General features: G+C 64.7%; 14 protein-coding genes. 2 read left to right on the plus strand and 12 right to left on the minus strand.

Features of this window, described 5'->3' with window-relative positions:
• Nucleotides 1-473 precede the first annotated feature (473 nt).
• The 9 genes from AABA84_RS33360 to AABA84_RS33400 form a co-directional block, all read right to left on the minus strand.
• Nucleotides 474-1,778: a TRAP transporter large permease gene (locus AABA84_RS33360; RefSeq protein ID WP_338305587.1), complete on the minus strand. Its 1,305-nt coding sequence runs from the start codon at nt 1,776-1,778 to the stop codon at nt 474-476.
• A gap of 31 nt (nt 1,779-1,809) precedes the next feature.
• Nucleotides 1,810-2,403: a TRAP transporter small permease subunit gene (locus AABA84_RS33365; RefSeq protein WP_212246207.1), complete on the minus strand. Its 594-nt coding sequence runs from the start codon at nt 2,401-2,403 to the stop codon at nt 1,810-1,812.
• Between the two features lie 10 nt (nt 2,404-2,413).
• Nucleotides 2,414-3,415: a TRAP transporter substrate-binding protein gene (locus tag AABA84_RS33370; RefSeq protein WP_338314245.1), complete on the minus strand. Its 1,002-nt coding sequence runs from the start codon at nt 3,413-3,415 to the stop codon at nt 2,414-2,416.
• 34 nt (nt 3,416-3,449) lie between these two features.
• Entirely contained in the window at nt 3,450-5,108 is a 1,659-nt protein-coding gene (locus tag AABA84_RS33375; protein ID WP_338314246.1) for a hydantoinase B/oxoprolinase family protein, read from the minus strand.
• 2 nt (nt 5,109-5,110) lie between these two features.
• Complete coding sequence (locus tag AABA84_RS33380; RefSeq protein ID WP_338314247.1) at nt 5,111-7,195, minus strand: hydantoinase/oxoprolinase family protein; 2,085 nt, start codon at nt 7,193-7,195, stop codon at nt 5,111-5,113.
• 141 nt (nt 7,196-7,336) lie between these two features.
• The gene (locus AABA84_RS33385; protein WP_338314248.1) at nt 7,337-8,158 is read right to left on the minus strand and encodes an NAD-dependent protein deacetylase; all 822 of its coding nucleotides are present in this window, start codon (nt 8,156-8,158) and stop codon (nt 7,337-7,339) included.
• Between the two features lie 135 nt (nt 8,159-8,293).
• Nucleotides 8,294-8,698, minus strand: coding sequence for a hypothetical protein (locus AABA84_RS33390; protein WP_212245313.1), 405 nt, complete (start codon nt 8,696-8,698; stop codon nt 8,294-8,296).
• A 45-nt stretch (nt 8,699-8,743) separates the two neighbouring features.
• Complete coding sequence (locus tag AABA84_RS33395; protein WP_338314249.1) at nt 8,744-9,523, minus strand: sensor histidine kinase; 780 nt, start codon at nt 9,521-9,523, stop codon at nt 8,744-8,746.
• 53 nt (nt 9,524-9,576) lie between these two features.
• The gene (locus tag AABA84_RS33400; RefSeq protein ID WP_338314250.1) at nt 9,577-9,909 is read right to left on the minus strand and encodes a hypothetical protein; all 333 of its coding nucleotides are present in this window, start codon (nt 9,907-9,909) and stop codon (nt 9,577-9,579) included.
• Nucleotides 9,910-10,269: 360 nt separating this feature from the next.
• On the opposite strand from AABA84_RS33400, the gene AABA84_RS33405 reads away from it, so the two are divergent.
• Nucleotides 10,270-10,530: a DUF1488 family protein gene (locus AABA84_RS33405; protein ID WP_212245317.1), complete on the plus strand. Its 261-nt coding sequence runs from the start codon at nt 10,270-10,272 to the stop codon at nt 10,528-10,530.
• A gap of 42 nt (nt 10,531-10,572) precedes the next feature.
• On the opposite strand, the gene AABA84_RS33410 is transcribed toward AABA84_RS33405, so the two are convergent.
• Both AABA84_RS33410 and AABA84_RS33415 read right to left on the minus strand, forming a co-directional pair.
• The gene (locus AABA84_RS33410) at nt 10,573-11,409 is read right to left on the minus strand and encodes an SDR family oxidoreductase (protein WP_338314251.1); all 837 of its coding nucleotides are present in this window, start codon (nt 11,407-11,409) and stop codon (nt 10,573-10,575) included.
• A 72-nt stretch (nt 11,410-11,481) separates the two neighbouring features.
• Nucleotides 11,482-12,801, minus strand: a complete 1,320-nt coding sequence (locus AABA84_RS33415) for a solute carrier family 23 protein (RefSeq protein ID WP_338314252.1) — start codon at nt 12,799-12,801, stop codon at nt 11,482-11,484.
• A 141-nt stretch (nt 12,802-12,942) separates the two neighbouring features.
• On the opposite strand from AABA84_RS33415, the gene AABA84_RS33420 reads away from it, so the two are divergent.
• A complete protein-coding gene (locus AABA84_RS33420) occupies nt 12,943-14,277 on the plus strand; it encodes a dicarboxylate/amino acid:cation symporter (RefSeq protein WP_212245322.1) in 1,335 nt (444 codons plus the stop codon).
• Between the two features lie 186 nt (nt 14,278-14,463).
• Here the strand turns inward: AABA84_RS33420 and AABA84_RS33425 are convergent, their stop codons facing one another.
• Complete coding sequence (locus tag AABA84_RS33425; RefSeq protein WP_338314253.1) at nt 14,464-16,077, minus strand: ABC-F family ATP-binding cassette domain-containing protein; 1,614 nt, start codon at nt 16,075-16,077, stop codon at nt 14,464-14,466.
• Nucleotides 16,078-16,206 lie beyond the last annotated feature (129 nt).

Raw genomic sequence — 16,206 nt, forward strand, 5'->3', positions numbered from 1 at the left:
CACCGGTTGGCCGCCACATCACCGCAAGCCTTGACGCACAGACCCCGGGCGTCAGGACCACACGACTTCTCCGTCCGCGCACATCCCTATCCGCATTCCCGACGGCTGGCGTCCGCTCGCCGTCGGGGCCGGACAGGGACGCTGTCAGCGCCGTGTCGTATCGCGCCTGCCGCTGCTCACGGGTTTCCCCGCCCTGCAGCCAACATTGCGCGCCGACGCCGTCGCGGCCACCGCATCCCGGCCCGCGTCCCGTGACGATCGCGAAACGCCCCTTGTGGCGGGCGGGATGCCGCGACTTGTACGGCAAAACCGAACTTCTGTAAATTCGAATATTTTTGCGCGGAGCTCTCGACCCAGCGCTGGGGTGTTTTGCCCGTCAGGCAGCACAATGGATGGTAGACGGGGCGGACCTGCGTCCCCGCCGACCGCAACGGCGTTTCGCCGGCCGCTGCCTGCACCCGCCATTGAGCGATCTACCCGTACAGAACCCGCGGCAGGATCGTGACGATGCCGGGCCACAGCGTCAGCAGCAGCACGAAGCCGACCATGATGATCAGGTACGGCATCGTGACGCGCGCGATGTAGCCGAGGCCGTCTTCGGTCAGGCCCTGGATCACGAACAGGTTGAAGCCGACCGGCGGGGTGATCTGCGCCATCTCGACGGCAAGCACCAGGAAGATGCCGAACCAGATCTCGTCGAAGCCCGCGCCCTTCACGATCGGCAGTACGATCGGCAGCGTCATCACGATCATCGAGAAGCCGTCGAGGAAGCAGCCGAGGATCAGGTAGAAGATGATCAGCACCACGATCAGCATGAACGGCGACAGGCCGAGCCCCTTGACGAAGGCAGCGACCGCCTGAGGAATGCCGAGGAAGGCCGCGGCATTGCCGAGGATGGAGGCGCCGAGCACGATCAGTGCGATCATCGAGCAGGTCACGACCGAGCCGATCAACACGTCGCGCATCACCTGCTGCGACATCGAGCCCTGCGCCCAGGCCACCAGCGCCGCGCCCAGCACGCCGACGGCAGCGGCCTCCGACGGCGTTGCAAGCCCGCCATACATCGATCCGAGCACGCAGGCGATCAGGAACAGCGCCGGTGCGAGATCCTTCAGCGCGGCAAAGCGCTCGCCCCAGGGCACCTGCGAGAGCTTTGCTTCCGTCTCCGGCACCATCGCGGGCTTGAGGCTCGTGTGCAGCATCACCCAGCCCATGAAGGTGGCGGCGAGCAGCAGGCCGGGCAGCACGCCGGCCGTAAAGAGCTTGAGAATGGAAACGTCGCCGAGCACGCCGTAGATGATCATGATGTTGGACGGCGGGATCAGGAAGCCGAGCGTGCCGGCACCGGCGAGCGAACCGATCGCGATGTCGCGCGAATAGCCGCGGCGCAAGAGCTCGTTGAGCGACATACGGCCGATCACCTGCGTGGTCGCGGCCGACGAGCCCGAAATCGCCGCGAAGATGGTGCAGCCGATCACGTTCACATGCAGCAATCGGCCGGGCAGCAACCCCGCCCAGGGCGCCAGCCCCTGAAACAGCGAGCGCGACAGGCGGGTGCGAAACAGCAGCTCGCCCATCAGGATGAACAGCGGCAGCGCCAGCAGCTCCTGCGTGGTCAGGATGTTCCAGGCGTATTGCGGCAGCAGCTTGTCGAGCGGGATCGAGCGGAACATCGCCAGCAGTAGCGTCGCGGTGAGCGCAAGCGTGAGGCCGATCCAGACGCCGCAGGCCAGCAGCGCAAACAGGATCGCAAACAGGGCGACGACTTCGATGGTCATGCGATCTTGAATCCGGGAGCGAGCAAAACTGTCATTCGACGGGCGAGGCCTTCATGCGGTGATCCTCCAGCGGCAGGCCGAGCACGGCCTGGATCGCGCGCGCAAGGAACTGGAGGGTCAGCAGCAGCATGCCGAAGGTGACGACGGCTTCCGGAAACCACAGCGGCGTGTCGCTCGAGGTCGAGACCTGGCCGCGCACATAGGCGCCGAAGGCGAACTTCGCCATGGCCGAGGTCAGGAACGCCATGAAGGCAAAACCGGCCGCGGCCGACAATATCTCCAACGCGCGTTGCAACGGTGCCGGCGCGTTTTTGAGCAGCAGCACGACACGGATGTGGCCGCCGACACGCAAGGTCATGGCGGCGCCGAAGGTGAACGACGCCGCCATCAGATAAGATGAGTATTCCCACGCGATCGAGATCGTCGGGGGAAAGAACGACAGAAAGTTCGACAGGAAACGCGTTGCGACCTCGCACAACATCAGCAGTGTCAGCGTCAACAGGCAGCCGCCGCCGATCCAGCCGTCGAGCCGGCCGAGACGGTCGATGCCGTCGAGCAGGATGCGCAGCGGCGCCGGCGCCGCGGCGTTGAGGCTTTGCGGTGCTTCGGACGAAACGCTCACCACGGCTCCGTCCTCAACCACGCTTCATTTCGGCGAGATAGGACCGCACCGGCTTGTCGGCCGCCGGCACGCGCTTGAGGAAGGCATCGAGCTGCGGCGCAGTCTTGGCGCGGATGTCCGTCATCATCGCCTCCGAGACCGGGATCACCTCCATGCCGCCTTCCTTGAGGCGGTTGAGGCTGTCGGCATCGGCCTTGAGCGAGTTCGCCCAGAACCCCGGCTCCATCTTCGCGGCGATGCCGGCGACCATCTGCTGTTGGTCGGCGCTGAGCGCCTTCCAGGAATCGAGATTGACGGTGAGCATCTGCGAGGACCAGACGTGATTGGTCGGGTAGACGTATTTCAGGAATTCCCAGAACTTGCCGTCGACGCCCGAGACCGCCGAGGTCGAGACGCCCGCGACGGCGCCCGAGGCGAGCGCGGGAATGGTCTCGCCCCAGGGGATCATCACCGGCGCCATGCCGACCACGGCCAGCATGTCGACGGCGTTCTTGTCGGGCACGCGGATCTTGATGTTCTTCAATCCGTCGACATCGGCGACCTTGACCTTGAGATGCAGATACTGCGTCGGCCACGGCACGATGTAGAGGATCTTCTGGTTGTTGCGTGCGGCGACTTTCTCGTATTCGGGCCGCACATATTTGTGCAGCACCTTCAATTCGTCCATCGAGCTGCAGAGGAAGGGAATGCTCTCGACGCCCATGAAGGGCTCGTCGCCGACCTGCTGGATGTTGAGGACGTCCGCGAGCGGCACCAGGCCGTCGCGCACCGCGCGCAAGTGCTCGGGGCCCTTGAAGCCGAGCTGGCCGCCCGCCTTCACGGTGATGGCAACCGTGCCGCCGCTCTGCTTCTTCACTTCTTCCGCGAAGGCAAACGCGTTCTGGGTGTGGAAATTGCCGTCGGGCCACACCGTCGACATGTCCCAGCTCACCGTCGCCGCCCGCGCGCGGGTCGAGATGTGGCTGGCGGCAAGCAGCGTCGCTGCGCCCGTGGTGAAGTTCCGTCGCGTGATCATTGCACCCCTCCCTTTACCAAAGCGTACCGACGCGTCAGCGCGCGTATCCATAGACTGCAACCGCATTGTCAGCGGAGACGAGCCCGCTCTCGATATCCTCCTTGACCGCCCCGCGCTCGCGCGTCGCGGGATCGCCGATGCCGGCGCCGCCCGGCGTCAGCACAACGAGCCGGTCGTCCGGCGGCACCTGCTGAAAGCCTTTGCCGCGCAGCTTCTTGCCGGACTTGAGGCCGACATAGCCGGCCTCGCCATTGTGGCCACCATCGCGGCCGCGTGGCGGATGATCGATGCGGTCGAACGCGGCCAGGATGTCGAACGGCGCATCGACGCCGCTGCCGACCTCGATGATCTGGCCGAGGCCGCCGCGGGTGCGCCCTGCCCCGCCGGAATCCGGACGCAGCTCCTTGCGCCAGAAGATCAGCGGCGTCTGCGTCTCCGCGATCTCGACCGGCGTGCCGCGCACGCCACTGGGATAGGCGGTCGCCGAAAGCCCGTCCTTGCCGAAGCGCGCACCGGTGCCGCCGTTGCTGGTCACCGCCATCGAGAATCCGTAATTGCCGCCGACGCCGGAGCGGGTCTGGCCGCGGACGTTGAGATTCCACAGGCACGAGGTGCCTTCCGCGGGCACGCGCTCGGGAATGATCTGGCGCAGGCAGCCGAACACGACGTCGGGCAGCATCTGGCCAATGATGTGGCGCGAGGCGACCGGCGCGGGCTTGGGCGCATTCAGGATCGCGCCGGCGGGTGCCGATACCGTCAGCGGCGACAGCGAGCCGGCATTGTTCGGGATCTGCGAGGCGACGACACAGCCGAGGCCGAACACGGTGTAGGCGGTGGTGTAGGACAAGGGCACGTTGATGCCGAACTTCGAGGCGGCGGAGGTGCCGTCGAAATCGACATGGATGCCCGCATCCGAGATCGTCAGCGTCGCCGCCAGCGTGACTGGAGCATCATAACCGTCGACCACCATGGTGTTGTGCCAGCTGCCCTTCGGCAGCTTTGCGATCTCGGCGAGCACGGCCTCGCGCGAACGGTCGCAGATGTAGTCGCCGAGCTCGTCGAGCGTATCGATGCCGAACTCGGTCATCATCTCGACCAGGCGCTCGCAGCCGACGTCGTTGCAGCCCGCGAGCGAATAGGTGTCGCCTTCGGTGTCGATCGGTAGACGCGTATTGGTGCGGATCATCGCCATCAGCGTCTCGTTGACGACGCCCTGGTCGATCAGCTTCAGCATGGGGATGTAGAGCCCCTCCATGAACACGTCGGTGGCGTCAGGCCCGAAGCCGATGCCGCCGATGTCCATCAGATGGCTGGTGCAGGAGAACAGCGCGACCGGCTTGCCATCCTTGAAGCATGGCGTGGTGACGACGAAGTCGTTGAGATGACCGGTGCCCATCCAGGGATCGTTGGTGATGTAGGCATCACCCTCCTTCATCGTCTCGATCGGGAAGTGGTTGATGAAATGCTTGACCGATTCCGCCATCGAGTTGACGTGACCGGGCGTGCCGGTCACCGCCTGCGCCAGCATCCGCCCTTTGAGGTCGAACACCCCGGCCGAGAGGTCGCCGCATTCGCGCACGATCGGGCTGAAGGCGGTGCGGAGCAGCACCTGCGCCTGCTCCTCGACCACGGCGATCAGCCGGTGCCACATGATCTGAAGGTCGATCAGGCTCGCGCCATTTGCCTTGCTCATGATCAGGCCGCCTTCCGTTCCATGACGATGCTGCCGGCACCATCGATATGGGCATCAAAACTGGTGGAGACGAAGGTCGAGGTCTCGTCCTCTGCGATCACGGCGGGGCCTGCGATGGTCGCACCGGGCGCCATGTCCTCGCGGCGATAGAGCGGGATCTCGATCACCTCGCCCGCCCGTCCGTCGAAGAATTTGCGGCTGCCGACAGCCTTGCCGGCAGGCTTGCGCGTGACGGCGGCGACAGCAGATGGATTACGCGCCTCCGTCGTCGCGAGCACCGACCAGCTCAACACCTCGATCGCGGCACCCGGGATCGGCCGCTCGAACATCGCGGAATAGTCCGCCTCGAACTTCTGGCGCAGGCCGACGAGATCTGCCCCCGTCAGCCGCCGGTTCGGCAGCTCGACCGAGATCTCATGGCCCTGGCCGACATAGCGCATGAAGGCGGCGCGTCGTTCGCGCACCGGCGCACCGGCAGCACCGGGCTCGACCAGCGCGCGCGCCTCGGTCACCATCTCCTGCAGGAGATCCGACACCGCTTCGGTGTCGAAATCATCGAGCCGGACATGTCGGCTGCGCACCAGCTCATAGGCGATCGGTGCCGCAAGGAAACCGACGGCCGAGCCGACACCGGCATTCGACGGCACGATCACCCGGGAGACGCCGATCTTCTCGGCAACGCGCGCCGCATGCAGCGGTGCCGCGCCGCCAAAGGCGATCAGCGTGTGCTGGCCGACGATCTCGCCGCGCTCGACCGCATGGACACGCGCCGCACTCGCCATGTTCTCGCAGACGACCTCATGTACCGCATAGGCTGCGGTTTCCGCTGAAAGACCCAGCGGCTCGCCGACGCTGCGCAGCAGCGCCTGTTTCGAAAGCTCCGGATCGAGCTTGATCGTACCGCCGGCAAATGCGTCGGGATCGATCATGCCGAGCGCGACGTCCGCGTCCGTCACTGCCGGACGCTGGCCGCCACGACCGTAGCAGGCCGGTCCCGGCTCGGACGATGCACTCTCGGGCCCGACGGTGACGCGCTTCATCGCGTCGACATGCGCGATCGAGCCGCCCCCGGCGCCGATCTCGACCATCTCGATCACGGGGATGCGCACCGGCAGGCCGGAGCCTTTGAGGAAACGCGCGGCGCGATCGACCTCGAACACGCGCGAGGTCTCGGGCTGATATTCTTCGATCAGGCAAATCTTGGCCGTGGTGCCGCCCATGTCGAACGACAGCACCTTGCTCTCGCCGAGACGCGCCGCGATCTGCGCCGCGAAGATTGCGCCGCCGGCAGGCCCGGACTCGACGAGACGCACCGGAAAGCGCCGCGCCGTCTCGATCGAGGTGACGCCGCCGCCGGAGGTGACCAGATAGATCGCGCCGCGGAACTGCTCGACCTGCAGGGCGTCGGCCATGCGGGCGAGATAGCCGTCGATCAGGGGTTGCACATAGGCGTTCGCGACCGCCGTGGAGGTGCGCTCATACTCCCGAATCTCCGGGCAAACGGCGGAGGACACGGTCACGGAGATGCCCGGCATCTCCTCGGCCAGAATCGCGGCTGCGCGTCGCTCGTGCTCGGGGTTGGCGTAGGAGTGCAGGAAGGCGATCGCGACGCTCTCGACGCCCAGCTCACGCAATTTCGGTGCGAGTGCACGCACCGACGCTTCGTCGAGCGCGAGACGGACGGCGCCGTGGGCGTCGACGCGCTCGGGCACGGTGAAACGCAGGCTGCGCGGCGCCAGTGGCCTCGGCTTGTCGATACCAAGATCATATTGATCGTAGCGGCTCTCGGTGCCGATATCGAGCACGTCGCGAAAGCCTTCGGTCGCAATCAGCGCCGTCTTGGCACCGCGGCGCTCGATGATCGCGTTGGTCGCGAGCGTGGTGCCGTGAATGAAGACGTCGATGTCGCTGATATGCGCGCGGGCATCAGCGAGAATGAGACGCATCCCGTCCAGCACCGCCTGCTCGGGGCGCTGCGGCGTCGTCAGCAGCTTGCGCGTCTTGCGATCCTGACCCACGTCCAGCACGATGTCGGTGAACGTGCCACCGATATCCACGGCAAGCCGCACCTCGGCTCCCTCAAGCATTCCAAATTCTCCGCGCTGGTCGTCAAGACTGAGGTCGAAAGCGCAGCAATTTCCATGCCATGGACGACGAGGACAACGCCGCGCCCGGCCATTCTGCTTGGCACCTATGCAATAGGCAAGGTGTGTTCGCCGCCTGCGCGATCAGAGCAGGAATGCAAGCGCCGCTTCGCAGCGCTCCTCGACCTTCAGAGTCAGGAGATCATCGGCGCGGGTGCGGCCGAGATTGACCGCCGCAATCGGGATATTGCGCTGCGCGGCAGCCTGCACGAAGCGGAATCCGGAATAGACCATCAGCGATGAGCCGACGATCAGCATGGCGTCGGCCTGCGACAGATGGTCCTGTGCGGCGGCGACGATGTCGCGCGGCACGTTCTCGCCGAAGAACACCACGTCGGGCTTGAGGATGGCGCCGCAGGCTTCGCAAGGAGGCACCTGGAAGGACGAAAAATCCTCGTGCTCCAGATCGGCGTCGCCATCAGGTGCATCGGCTGCATCGAGCGTCAGCCACGCCGCATTCGCGCGACCAAGCGCGTGCTGAAATTCTTCGCGCGGCGTCTTGCGGCCGCAGCCCATGCAGCGAACCAGGTCGAGCCGGCCGTGCAGGTCGATCACCTGCCGGTGGCCGGCCGACTGATGCAGCCGGTCGACGTTCTGGGTCAGCAGCATCCCGCACCGCCCATTCGCCTCGAGCCTAGCCAGTGCATGGTGCGCATCGTTCGGGCGAGCCTGGCCGAACCGCCGCCAGCCGATCAGGCTGCGCGCCCAATAGCGCCGCCGCGTATGCTCGTCCGACATGAAGGACTGGAAGTTGACCGGCTGGGTCCGCTTCCAGTTGCCGTTGCTGTCGCGATAGTCGGGAATGCCCGAATTGGTGCTGCAGCCGGCGCCGGTCAGCACGAACAGCTTTTCGTGCCGGTTGACGAAATCCTGGAGCGGGGAGCTTGCCAGCGGAGCATTTGACATGGCGCAGATGTAGTCCGCGCCGCGACATTTTGCCAGATCACTCCCGAACCGGCGCCCCGAAGCTGGCGACGGCTGAGCCGTACTGGAGGAATGCCGGCGGCGAATGCTCGCCGTCCTGCCCCAACACATCACCCGTCAGATCTTGCCGGGATCGGTGTCATGCCTGTGCTTGTGAAGAAACCGGGCAATCTGGCCGCGGAGCGCCGCCGTGTCCAACAATGTTCCGACCGATCCGGCGGTGTCGAAGATCTCCCGCTGAAGCGTCGTCGGCAGGGAATTCCATTGCATGATGACGGCCGCACCGAGACATCGCAAGACACGCTCTTCCTCCGCCGCGAGGGCTGCGCCGCGCAGTCGCTCCGTCTCGCCGATATTCACGGCATCCACGTATTGGTCCGCGAGGACCTGCTCGTTGTCCGCGCGCGATGCAAGGCTGTCCTGCAGTTTCTCGAATTTGCGGGTATCATCCTTGCCGGGCGAACTCTTGGCCAGTTCGCCGTACGCGGCCGCTCTTGCACGATACTGTAGAAATTTGAACATGCCGCCTTCTTTCGTTGAAAGTCTCGGCGTATTTCAGCCTGCCGGCTAGGCCGGCATCGGGACACTCAGAGAAGCCAATGGAGCGTCGAACGTGTATGCGAAGCCTCTCTCCGCGTAGGTCAATTGCACGTCGCCCTGGAGTTCGCGACCCAGCGTCTCGATCAATCGCGTTCCGAAGCTGCGCTTTGCGCGTGACTGGATCAACGGACCGTTCTTCTCGATCCAGGTCAGGCGCAAGCGTTGCGCCGATGAATCGATCGTCCAGTGGAGATCGACGCACCCTTTTGGAGCCGAAAAGGCTCCATACTTCGTGGCGTTCGTGCATAGCTCATTGAGCGTCATCGCGATCGCGACCACGGCACCCGAATTGATCCGGAGATCGGGTCCCGAAATCGAGAACTTCGATTCAGCGGGATCGTCGAAAGCTTCGATGGCGCTGCGGACGACCGCCCCGAGGTCGGCACTCGACCAGCTCGCCCGCACGAGGAGATCGTGCGCGCGGCCAAGCGCGAGCAGCCGCCCGGCGATGGCCTGCTGTGCGTGCGCCACGCCTTGCTCGCCGCGCAAGCTCTGGGAGACGATGGCGGAGACGGTCGCGAGCGTGTTCTTGATGCGGTGGTGCAGCTCTTCAAGGATCAGCTTTTGCAGCTTGTCCGAGGTTTCCCGCTCCCTGGCGTCGATGCCCGCCCTGGCAAGCAGACCCCTCGTGTTGATCTCGGCCTGGGCAAGGAGAAGCCGCAGGCTGACATTCTCTGCCGCCAGAGCATCCTCATGCGATTCTCCGCCGCCGAGGTGCTGGCCCGTGCGGAGATCGATCTCGAGCATTGGTGAGGGGGTCACGAAGGTTTCGCCGGACCTGATGTCAGTGGAACGTTCAGTTACGAAGGCGGGATTTCAGCGGTGAGTTGATCTTGCTTGGGCGCCTTCGTTGCCGAGAAATAGGCGTGAATTTCAACGGCATTTCCAAGAATCGCTGCCCTGCGCATTGCCGCCATGCGCTTGTCTCCCGACGGCATCTCGCGGGCTTGACGGAGGGCGTCGATCGCCCTCGAGTTCAGCTCGCAACCGAGCGACGGCTGAATTGAATCCGATGGGGTGCTTGCCTGATCCGACGGCGAAGGCGCGCCGAAACCGACTACCATTGAATCAACATCGAAACGGCGATCACCAGCACGAAGAAGATGGGCAGCACGACCGGAGGTACGAGCCACTCGCGAAGGATGAATCCCGGGGAAACCGACATATTGACCGCCTCTTGGTCGCGGCGGGAGCGCAATGCTCTCAGTCACCGATAACGGCCGAGGGGCGAGCGGTGATAGGCGAGATATAGTCACCTTTCGCCGAATAGCGAGGCTTGCCGAGAACTATTCGTCGCAATCGGCATCGAACCGGGTTGTAACCTCGGTGCCAGACTATCATTTGAAAGAGGCGCAACCGGCTCACTCTTGTCAGGTCTCATGAAACGTCCGTGTTCCTGACGTACGCAAGCCGGGCGTCGGCCACCGAGCGTGCCCCGACTCCAACGGCGTGAAGGCCGGCGCAGGGCAGCTGCAACCTGATCGGCTCGAACCATGATCGATTTTCCAAATCACAGCCGCTCATATGACCGGACGCGGCGGGCCGTGCGATTCTGGGGACACGACAGCGCCATCGAGGCCTCGTTCTTCATCGACGAAGGCGCGTTGAAGCGGATTCAACCGGGCGCCCATGCGACCGAATCGGAACTCCTGAACGCGTTCGATTGCAATCGCGACTTGATATGTGCCGCTGCGGCCAGGAAGTATGTCCGCGGCAGCAGGGGCTCCTACGACTTGCTCGCAGGAGATTTCTGAAGCGGTCAATGAGCTCATGATTTCGTCCGGGAACCCACGTCTCTAGCTTGCCCAGTTCTCGCGAAACTCGGGGAACAGCGTCAGGCCTCCGCAGGCATAGATGGTCTGTCCGGTGATGTAGCTCGCCTCGTCAGAAGCGAGGAAAGCGAACACGGCAGCGATCTCCTCCGGCGTGCCGACGCGTCCCATGGGAATGTGGCTGGTGACGACGCCGCGCTTCTCGGGATCGCCGGTCCAGGCCGCGTTGATCGGCGTGTCGATCGCGCCAGGCCCGACCGCGTTGACGCGAATGCCGCGGCCGGCGAACTCCAGCGCCAGCGTGCGCGTCAGGTTGGCCATGCCGCCCTTGCTGATCGAATACGCGAGATAGCCGGGTTTCGGGATGATCTGGTGGACGCTCGAGCAGTTGATGATGCTGCCACCTCCACCGCGCGCCACGAAATGCGCGAGCGCCTTCTGCGCGCAGAGCACGGCGCCGTTGAGGTTGACGTCGATGATGCGCCGATAGGTCTCGACGTCGAGCGCCTCGCTCGGCGATTCCTTCTGGAAGCCGGCATTGTTGACGAGACAATCGAGGCGCTTCCAGCGCGCCAAAACCGTCTCGAACATCGCTGCGATCTCCTGCTCGTTGCCGACATTGGCCCTGACGATGAGATGATCGAGCTTGCCATGGCCACGATCGCCCGATGCCGTGCGTGCATGCGCCAGCGTCTCCTCCGCCCGCTCCTCGTTCTCGAAATAATTGATCGCAACAGTCGCACCTTCCTGGGCGAGCCGGATGGCGACGGCGCGACCGATGCCTTGCGAGGCGCCGGTCACCAGGGCGTATCGGCCAACGAGGCGCGAGGGAAAGGAGGTCGAGCGATCGGTTTGCGGCATGGGTTCTCTCCGGGATGTCTCATCATCGATGGAACCGGCGTTTTGTTCCACCCTTTCGTGCATCGCTGGGATTCACGCCACGCGCCGCGCCAGCGGCGAGGTCAGGATCTGGTGGAGGATGATGGCGCCAAAAGTTGCCGTGCCGATCCCGCCGATCGTGAATGCACCGAATTTGAGCGTGAGGTCGCCCGCACCGGCGGTCAGCGCTACGGCGACGGTGATCAGGTTTGCAGGATTGGCGAAATCGACCCTATTCTCGACCCAGATCCGGCCCGCCATCGCCGCGATCAGTCCGAACAGCACGATCGAGAGACCGCCGATGACGGGCCCCGGGATCGACAGGATCAGCGCGCCGAATTTCGGCGAGAAGCCGAGCAGGATCGACACGATGGCGGCGAAGGCGAACAGCAAGGTCGAATAGACCTTCGTCGCCGCCATCACACCGATATTCTCGGCATAGGTGGTGACGCCGGTGCCGCCGCCGCAGGCCGCCACGATGGTCGCGAGACCGTCGGCGAACAGGGCGCGGCCGAGATAGGCATCCAGGCTCCGGCCCGTCATGGCGCCGACGGCCTTGATGTGACCGAGGTTCTCGGCAACGAGAATGATCGCAACCGGCGCGATCAGGAAGATCGCATCGGCCTGGAATGTCGGCGTGGTGAAGCTCGGCATGCCGAGCCACGGCGCGGCCGAAAGCTGAGTGAAGTCGATCGGCTTGCCGAAGCCGAGGCCGTTCGCGAACAGCAAGTACAGAAGATATCCACCGATCGCACCGAGGATGATCGGCAGGCGGCGCCACAGGCCTGGAGCTGCAACCGCAACCACGCCGATGATCAGAACGGTCGCAAGCCCGATTCCCGTGTCGAACGCGCCGGCGCTCACCGCCTTGACCGCCACGGGTGCGAGATTGAGGCCGATCGCCGCGACCACAGCACCGGTGACGGCCGGCGGCAGCAGCCGCTCGATCCAGCCGACCCCCGACCACATCACGATGAGCGCGATCACGCCATAGAGCACCCCGGCGCCAACGATGCCGCCGAGCGCGACCGACAAGTTCGGGTTCGGCCCCTGCCCCGCATAGCCAGTGGCGGCGATCACGACGGCGATGAACGCGAAGCTCGACCCGAGATAGCTCGGCACGCGCCCGGCGACGATGACGAAGAAGATCAGCGTGCCGACGCCGGAGAACAGGACGGCGACATTGGGATCAAATCCCATCAGCAGCGGCGCGATGATCGTCGAGCCCGACATTGCGACGCAATGCTGGAGACCGGAGACGACCGTCTGGCCCCATGACAGCCGCTCCTCCGGCATGATCACGCCCGAGGTCTTCAACGTCCAACGCGGAAAATAGCCTTGCTGTTGCTCGTCGGAGCCTGATGAAGTCGACATGTTCCCCCCAGTTGCGGTGCAGCGACCGATCTTCGTGCGATCCGACAAAAATGTGATTGTCGCTTCTGCAGCGACCATCACATGATGCAAGGCGTGCAAGATCAAAATCCCGCAAAATCAATGCGTTCCGGGGCACACTCTATGACACAAGTCGCGATCCAGCCAGCCATCCATCGCCGGCACCAGCCCTGGTACAAGATCCTCTACGTGCAGGTGCTGATCGCGATCGCGCTCGGCGTGCTCACCGGCTATTTCTATCCCGACCTCGGCAAGGCCTTGAAGCCGCTCGGCGACGGCTTCATCGCGCTGATCAAGATGATGATCGCGCCGGTGATCTTCTGCACGGTGGTGCACGGCATCTCCTCGATGGGCGACCTCAAGCGCGTCGGCCGGGTCGGGCTGAAGTCGCTGATCTATTTCGAGACGGTCTCGACCGTCGCGCTCGCGGTCGGCCTGCTCGTCGGCGAGATTCTCCAGCCCGGACACGGCTTCAACATCGACCCCGCCACGATCGATCCGAAGTCGGTCGCGACCTATGTCACCAAGGCCAAGGAAGAGGGCATCGTCGCCCATCTGATGGCGATCATTCCCGACAGCTATCTTGGCGCGATTGCGCGGGGCGACCTGCTCCAGGTGTTGTTGATCTCGATCCTATCGGGCTTCGCCATCGCCTTCCTCGGCAAGGCCGGCGAGCCCATTGCGGACGCGATCGACAAGGCCGCGAAGATGTTCTTCGGCATCATCCGCATCATCGTGCGCGTCGCCCCGATCGGCGCCTTTGGCGCGATGGCTTTCACCGTCGGCGCCTACGGCCTCGGCTCGCTGCTGAATCTCGCCGCCCTGATCGGCACGTTCTATCTCACCAGCATGCTGTTCGTGCTCGTGGTGTTAGGTGCGATCGCGCGGCTCGCCGGCTTCTCGATCCTCCGCTTCATCGCCTACATCAAGGACGAGCTCCTGATCGTGCTCGGCACGTCGTCCTCCGAGACGGTGCTGCCGCAGATGATCCAGAAGATGGAGCATCTCGGCGCCTCGCGGTCCGTGGTCGGCCTCGTGATTCCGACCGGCTACAGCTTCAACCTCGACGGCACCAACATCTACATGACGCTGGCGACGCTGTTTCTGGCGCAGGCGACCAACACCCATCTGACCATCTGGCAGGAGCTCGGCATTTTGGGCATCGCCATGATCACCTCGAAGGGCGCCTCGGGCGTGACCGGCGCGGGCTTCATCACGCTCGCCGCGACACTGTCGATCGTGCCTGACATCCCGATCCAGTCGATCGCGATCCTGGTCGGCATCGACAAGTTCATGAGCGAATGCCGCGCGCTGACCAATCTGATCGGCAACGGCGTCGCCTGCGTCGTCATCAGCATCTCCGAAGGCGAGCTCGACCGCGACGCGCTGCACGAGACCATGGCCCATCCGCTGGAGATCGGCGAGGCGATGGAGCCGGGCGGGAGCGCAGCATCGTAGGTTGCAAACGAGCCGGCTCAGCGCGATTCCGACGCGGTAGTTTCCCGGAGTGGTCAATTGCTGCGGGACGCGTCACAACAGTTGCGTTGGGATCACGGATTGATACTCATTTTTTCCACCCGACGCGCTGGGGGCAGGGCGTCGGGTTTTTGAAAATCACTGCCATATCAGGACCGCCGGCCGGGATCAGACGATCCCGCCGTGAGTGCGCAGCACCGTTGCGGCAACATCGATCCGCCGCGTAATCCCGATCGCCTGCAAGAACGCTTCGTCATGACTGACGACGAGCAGCGCGCCGTCATAGGCCCTCAGGCCTGCTTCGACCGCTTCGATGGACTCGATGTCGAGATGATTGGTCGGCTCGTCCAGGATCAGCAGCGACGGCGGCGATGACCCGCCCAGCACGCAGGCAAGGCCCGCGCGAAACATCTGCCCGCCACTCAGGCTTCCGGCGACTTGCAAGGCGGCATCGGCGCGAAACATGAACCGCGCCAGCGCGGCATGGCATTCGTTCGCTCCCGCCTTCGGATTGAGACGCCCAAAATTCTCCAGGATGGAGATCGAGGGATCGAGCAGGCTGACCTTCTGGTCGAACAGCGCGAAATCCGGCCTGACCCGCAGGGTGCCCGAGAAGGGACGCAGCTCGCCGTCGATGAGTTTCAACAGCGTCGTCTTGCCGGAGCCGTTGGGCCCGACCAGCGCGACCCGCTCCGGGCCGACGACGGCGAATGAGAGATCGCGCAGGACCGGCTGCTCCGGCCGATAGCCGGCGCTGACGCGGTCGAGCCAAAGCACCTCCCTGCCCGCCGGCAGGCCGGTCGCAGGCAGCTTGACGGAAAGCGGCTGAAGAATCTCGATGCGCCGGCGCGCCGTGTCGACGGCTTCAAGCGCTTCCGCGCGCAGCCGCTCGGCGATTTGCGCGGTCTTGCCGCCGGTGTCCTCGCTGCGATCCTTGCGCGCCCCGGCCAGGATGCGCGGCATGTCGCCCTTGGCACGCTTCTTCCGGCCGCCGCTGTCCTTGCGCGCTTTCTTCTCCGCGGCCTCCTGCGCCTTGCCGTCGATCTCGGACAGCCGCCTCTCGGCATGCGCGAGGTCGTGCCTGACGGCTGCGAGCTCGACGGCCTTCTGTTCGCGAAACCTGCTCCAATTGCCGCCGTATCGCGTGGCGCCAAGCGATGTCAGCTCGACAATCGCATCCATCGTATCGAGCAGGCGCCGATCGTGGCTGACGACGATCGCGCCGCCGCGCCAGGCGGCGAGGAGATCGATCACGGCCTTGCGGCCGTCCTGGTCCAGATTATTGGTGGGCTCATCCAGCAGCAGGAAGTCGGGCCCGGCGAAGGCGAGCGCGGCGAGGCGAACCCGCGTGATCTGACCGCCGGACAGCCGCTCCAGCTCGGTGTCGGGAGCGAGATCAAACCCGAGACGTGCAAGCGCAGCCTGTAAGCGTGCCTCGAGAGTCCAATCGACCTCGGCGAGGTCGTCGGCCGAGGCTTCCCCCCGCTCGGCGCGGCGAAGCAGCGCGAGCTGACCACGCGCCCCAAACAGATCGGCCACCGTCGCACCCGCAAAGAGCTGGACATCCTGGCGCAGCAAACCGACGGTTCCGTTGACGACGACGCGCCCCGCCTGGGGAAGGTGCTCCCCGGACATCGACGCAAGCAGCGTTGTCTTGCCGACGCCATTGCGGCCGACGAGGCCGGTCCGCTCGGCGCCGAACGTCAGATCGATGTTGGAAAAGAGAGAGCGGCCGTCAGGCGTGGACAGCGACAGATTCGACAGGATGATTGAAGCAGGCATGGAATTCCCCGTGAGCAAGGCGGATGGGCTTTGCGGTCGGGGTAAAATCCATGGCTGCGAATATCCTGATCGGGGACCCTCTAACTAGTCCCATCGAAGCGCGAGATCAAGGCGCGGTTCGAGGGGACG

The sequence above is a fragment of the Bradyrhizobium sp. TM239 genome (assembly GCF_036247985.1).
GTDB lineage: Bacteria > Pseudomonadota > Alphaproteobacteria > Rhizobiales > Xanthobacteraceae > Bradyrhizobium > Bradyrhizobium ottawaense.